This window comes from Rhodoblastus sphagnicola (assembly GCF_002937075.1).
Taxonomy (GTDB): domain Bacteria; phylum Pseudomonadota; class Alphaproteobacteria; order Rhizobiales; family Beijerinckiaceae; genus Rhodoblastus; species Rhodoblastus sphagnicola.
Window position 1 is genome coordinate 1 of the sequence record NZ_NHSJ01000002.1, and the last position, 5,751, is coordinate 5,751.

Sequence of the window (5,751 nt, forward strand, 5' to 3'; positions counted from 1 at the left end):
CCATGTCGCGCCGCCGCCGGCCGCACATGAGCCGGCGCCCGCGCCCCACCACGAAGCGCCGCCCGCTCATCCGGCGGGGCCGCACGAGCCGCCAGCGTAGTTTCGGCGATTATGACAGAGCCCGCCGGCGGAACCGGCGGGCTCTGTCTCATGACGAGGTCCCGTTAGCCCGTCGGACTTTGTCCACTGGAGCGCGAGTGTTGAACCGGAGGCGCGCCAGAGCGATTTTCACGCGAAGCGGATGCCGGCCCGCGTAAAGAAATTGCGAAAAACAAGGCGCTCTAGACTCTTTGTTTTTGCATGACCTTTTCCAAAAAACCGGTATCCATTTTTTGGGGTCATGCTCTAGCCCGATCCGGTTCAATCGGATCGAAACAGGCTAATCCGGAGCGGTAAACGGCGGACGGTTGCTGGTCAGGGCGTCGTCGAGCAGGTCGAGCCGGTCCTGGCCCCAAAAAATTTCGCCGTCGAGCAGGTACGAGGGCGAACCAAACACACCAGCTGCGAGCGCCTGGGTCCGGTTGGTCTCGTAGAGCGTCGCCGTCTCGGCGTTCGTCGCGCGCGTCAGCCAGGAGGAAGGATAGCCGGTCTCGCTCAAAACGGCGGCGATCTCGTTTTCATCGGCGATATCGCGATTTTGCTCGAAAATCGCGGCGAAAGCGCCCGCGATGAATTTTTGCGGATCGGCCTTGTCCGCGGCCAGCGCGCAGATGGTCCGATCGGCGCGCGTGGGGTCGAAGGGCCAGAAACGCGGCCAAAGATGAAAATCGAGACCGCGCTTTTCGCGCCAGCGCTGCAACTCGACCAGACGATAGGCCTGCCGCGACGGGTGGCGTTTGCCGAGCGGCAGGCCGCCGGACTCCGGAAACACCTCCATCAGATCGACAGGGCGATAGTCCAGCGTGAGGGCGTGTTTTTCCGCCAGCCGCCGCAATTCGGAGTGGCCGATATAGGCCCAGGGCGAAAGCAGGGAGAAATAGACCGTCAGCTGGCGTCCCATCGCAACACCTCATCGCCGGCGCCGTGAATCGGCCGGACCCGGCGTCGCGCGTTTATATGGTTTCCGCGAGATTGCTTCACAATCCGCGAAAACGCCTTCGCGGCGCTGTTTGCCCGTGTTTGTTCGCGGCTGTCGAGTCCACGCCTCTGATCCGGGGGGCGGACGTCCGAGGTCAAAAAAAACCCGCCACGAGGCTCAGCCTCAGGGCGGGCGCATGGCGCGTAAAAATTCGGCCGCTCTCAGGCCGCGGTGTTGACCAGCTTCTGGTGGACCGTTCGCAGTTCCGCGATCGCCTGGTCGAGGTCGGCGCGGCGTTCCTCGAGGTGGCGCAATTGTGACAGGACCATTTTTTCGTCGAGGGCGAAATCGCCGGCCTTGGGTCCGCGTTCCTGTTCGGCTTCCAGCAGATCGGTGATTTCGGTCAGGGTGAAACCGAGGTGCTTGCCCTTCAGAATCATTTGCAGCCGAACTTTTTGCGCGCCGTCGTAGAAGCGGGCGCCGCCGCGGCGGATCGGCTTCAGCAGGCCGCGCTGTTCGTAGAAGCGCAGGGCGCGAAGGGTAACGCCGTAAAGACGTGAAACCTCGCCAATGGTGAGCATTTCCGGGCTGTTTGCGTCGGCCTCGAAAGTTGGACTGTGGAGCAGTGCGCTGGCGTTCATTGGCATGGTCCTTGTGGGTTTCGAATCGATACGCGCTACACGTCAAGGTTGTAGCGCACGTTAACGATGGTTGCAATCCCCTTTGGTAAGCAAAATGGCGTTTCGCCTGGAATTACTGGCTTAACGGCTTGTTTACCCTAAACGAAGAAAGTTGCGGTCGAGGGAAAACGGGCAGGCGCCGCAACGTGATTCGCGTATCCGCGCGGCGATCCGGGCGGCCCGCCGAAGTTTTCCGGGAAAACCGGGTTTTAACAATGAGCAAGGCGGTACCCTGGAGCATTAAAGGCGTCGATTTCGACGCCCGCGACGCCGCGAAGGAGGCGGCGCGCAGGGACGGGCTTTCGCTTGGCGAATGGCTGAACCGCGCCATCGCCGATCATGCCGCCGAGACCGGGGCGGACGATCAGGAATTCGACGCCGACGAACGCCTTGAGGCGGTGGCGGCGCAATTGGCCCGGCTGAGCCGCGAAGCCGAAACCGACACCCGCAAGCCGCGCGCCGCCCGCGGTCAGGCCGAACGCATCCAGCCTGATCGCGATCAGGACGAAAGGTTCGACGAAAAGCTCCAGGCCGGGAGCGCGCCGCCTCGCGCGGCGCAATGGGACGAGGAGTCCGAGCCGGAGTCTGAACCGCGTCGCGCCGCCGCGCCGGGACGGTCGCGCCAGCCGCGCGAAAGGGCGCGCCAAGTGAGCGCGCGCGAAGGGGGGGCGCGCGAAAACGTCGATGCCGAGGCGCTGCTGGAAAAGGCCGTGGCCGCCTTCGAAAGTCGGGCCGAACGCGCCGAGGCCCGCGCCGCCCGCGCGCTGGCCCAAGTGGCCGACCGCGTCGCCGAGCGCATCGACAGCGCCGAAAGCGAGCGCGCGGACATGCTGGCGCAGGTGGAAAACCGTCTCGCCGACCTCGAAACCCACCTGCGCACAAAAGTCCGCCTGGATGTGGAGCCGTTGCGCGGCGCCCTCGGCCGGCTGGAGACACGTCTCGAGGATCTCGCGAGTCGCGAGCCCGAGCCGCGCGACGATGAAACCCTGCGTAAACTGGATCGTAAATTGTCCAATCTCATCTCTCGCGTCGAACGCGCCGAAACCGCCCCCGCCGATGAACGCGACGAACAATTCTCGCGGCTGGAAAAAAGGTTCGACGCGCTGCTGGCGCGTCTCGACCGTCCCGCGCCCTCCCGCGCCGCGCCGCCGCGCCAGGAGCCGCCGCCCGCCGCCCGCGCGGCCGACATGAGACGCGCCATCGAGGAAATTTCCGCGCATCAGCGCGCGCTTGATGCGGCGTCTTCGCATCCCCAGCCGGCGCCGCTGCGTCCGCAACCCGCCCCCGAACGCCCGGTCGCGCCGCAACCGGCGCCGCGCGCGCAACCGGCGCCCGCGTTTGACGAGCGCTTCGACGTTCTCGCCCAGAAACTCGACCGCATCGTTCAGTTGAACGCCGCGCCGAGCGAGGATCGCCGCATCGACCGCCTGCAAAACGGCATCGAGTCGCTGTCCTCGCGCATCGAAGACATGCGGCGCGACTTTTCCGCGCTGCAAGGCGCGCCGCGCGACACGGTCGCCCCGGTGGTGGAAAAAGCCCTGCGCGATCTCGCCGTCCGCATCGACACGCTGGCGGCGGCGCAGCCGGTCGCCGCGCTGAAGGAAGTCGCGGGCCTGCGCGGCGAACTCTCCGGCCTCACGCGCGGCTTGAGCGATCTCGCGCCGCGCGGCGCGGTGGTCGCGCTCGAAAGCGCCATGCGCGATCTGTCCAAACGCGTCGAAACCACCCGCTCCACCGTCGAGCGCGTCGCCGAAACCCGCGTCGCGCCGGATACGCCGGATCTCAGCCGCCAACTCGCCGATATCGCCCGGGGCCTGCACGATGTCGCGCCGCGCGGCGCGGTCGCCGGCGTCGAAAGCGCCATGCGCGAATTGTCCAACCGCGTCGAATCCGCGCGCGAGATCATGGCGCGCGCCAGCGAGCGGCATCTCGATTCCACGCCGGATTTCGAGAGTCTGAACCGGCAATTGGCGGACATATGCGCCGCTCTGGGCGATGTCGCGCCGCGCGGCGCGGTCGCCGGCGTCGAAACCGCCGTGCGCGATCTCGCCGACCGCATCGACTCGACGCGCGAGATCATGTCGCGCGCCAGCGAGCGGCATATCGACTTCACGCCGGATTTCGAGTCGCTGAAACGGCAGATGGCCGAGATCGGCGCCGCCTTGAGCGATGTGGCGCCGCGCGGCGCCGTCGCCGGGGTCGAGACCGCCGTGCGCGACCTCAGCGCCCGCGTCGACTCCGCCCGCGCCTTCATGGAGCGCGCCCCCTTGGGCGCCAGCGCCGACGAGATCGACGCGCTGGGCCAGCAGGTCGCGGCGATGAGCCGCGCGTTGGAGGATGTCGCGCCGCGCAGCCAGATCGCAGCCCTCGACCTCGCCGTGCGCGAGCTTGGCGCCCGCGTCGAGCGCTCGCGCGACGAAGGCCTGCGCGACGCCGTGCTGTCGCCGATTGAAAACCTCGCCGCCGACATGCGTCGCGCCCTGGCCGAAATCGGAGCTTCAGCCAATATCGATGGCGTGGTCAGGCAGATGCGCGCGCTGGAGGAGAAGATCGACGGTCTCAGGCGCAACGGCGCCGATCGCGGCGATTTCCTGAACGCCTGCGACCAGTCCGACGCGCTGCGCGCCAGCATCGCCCAGGCGCTGGAGCGCATGGCGCCGCTGGAGCGGATGGAACAGCAGGTCGCCAGCCTGACCGAGCGGCTCGAAGGCCTGTCGCGGCAATCGAACGAAGTCAGCCGCGCCCATGAAACCGGGCTGGCGCGCAACGAGGCCAATTGGCGCGACGTCGGCTCCCGCCTCGACGAACTCGCCCTGCGCATCGATCGCGCCAACGACCAGGTCCCGCATGTCGGCGAGGCGCGCGCCTTCGAGGAATTGTCGAGCCGGCTCGATTTCATGCAGCAGGCGTTGGCCGAACGCATCGACGGCGCGGTCGTGGCCGGACGAAGCCCCCAGGCGCCGCAGAGCCTCGAGCCGCTGCTGCGCGCGCTCGCCGACAAGCTCGAAAACGCCATGGCGCCGCAGGCGGATTCCCGCGCGATCGAGGCGCTGGAGCGCCAGATGGCGGAGGTGGCCGAACGGCTGGAGCGCGGCGCCGCGCATGGCGAGATGCAGTTGCAGCAGGCGCTGGCCGATCTGGCGGCGCGGCTCGACCAAGGCCGAGAGACCGCCCGCGAGGTCGCCCGCGAAACCTTGCGCGAGGCGATGGCGCAACTGCCGGCGGCCAACGCCCTGCCGGAACAGGCCGTCCGCGAAATCGCCGATCTGCGCGAAAAGCACGAACATTCCGACCGCCGGGCGCAGCAAACCCTGTCCGCCGTCCATGAGACGCTGGAGAGGGTCGTCGATCGGCTGGCCATGCTGGAGGAAGACGTTCAGGAGGCCCGCGCCGTGGCGCCGGCCGTCGCGACGGAGCCCGTCCCGCCACGGGCGCCGGCTTTGCAAAACGCCCCGCCGCGCCAAAACGCCCCGTCGCGCATGAACGCGCGCGCCGAACCGACGACGCCGGATTTCGACCCGGATTCCTTCCTGGTCGAGCCGGGCGCCGGGCGCCCGACTCCGGCGGCGCCCGCGCGCGCCGAGGCGCCCGCTGAGTCGGACGAAGACCAAGCGGCGCCGAGCGTCAAACTTTCGCGAGAGGACGAGGCGGCGCTGATGTCGGGATCGCAGAGCAGCAATTACATCGAGGTGGCGCGCCGCGCGCTCGCCGCCCGCGCGGTCGCCGAGGCGCAGGAGAAGACGTCGGCGGGCGAACGCGCCCGTGGCGTCGGCGCCGCGGCGGAGCGCGCCAAGGAAAAATTCATGCGCCCGCGGGCTTCGGGCGAAAAGCGCGGCGCCGGCGCGCGGACGGGCGTTCTGCTCGCGGCGGGCGCCTCCGTGCTCGCCCTGGGCATGCTCCAGGTCTATCGGGTCGCCCTGTCGCCGGTCGCGCCGCAGGTCGAGAGCGCGACGCCCGCCAAGCTCGACGCCCCGGCGGCGGAAGCCCAGACGCCCCAATCCACGCCACAGCCCGCGCCCGCGGCCGCCGCTCCGGCTCTGGCTCCGACCCCCG

General features: G+C 68.4%; 3 protein-coding genes. 1 reads left to right on the forward strand and 2 read right to left on the reverse strand.

Annotation, left to right across the window (positions count from 1 at the left end):
• Positions 1 to 379 precede the first annotated feature (379 nt).
• Together CCR94_RS00030 and CCR94_RS00035 are read right to left on the reverse strand one after the other, a co-directional pair.
• Entirely contained in the window at positions 380 to 1,000 is a 621-nt protein-coding gene (locus tag CCR94_RS00030; protein ID WP_104505856.1) for a 2-hydroxychromene-2-carboxylate isomerase, read from the reverse strand.
• A gap of 239 nt (positions 1,001 to 1,239) precedes the next feature.
• Entirely contained in the window at positions 1,240 to 1,659 is a 420-nt protein-coding gene (locus CCR94_RS00035) for a MerR family transcriptional regulator (protein ID WP_158254546.1), read from the reverse strand.
• A gap of 254 nt (positions 1,660 to 1,913) precedes the next feature.
• Here CCR94_RS00035 and CCR94_RS00040 point away from each other — a divergent pair.
• Positions 1,914 to 5,751, forward strand: a 3,838-nt coding sequence (locus CCR94_RS00040) for a coiled-coil domain-containing protein (RefSeq protein WP_146089760.1), incomplete at its 3' end; no start/stop codon positions are given.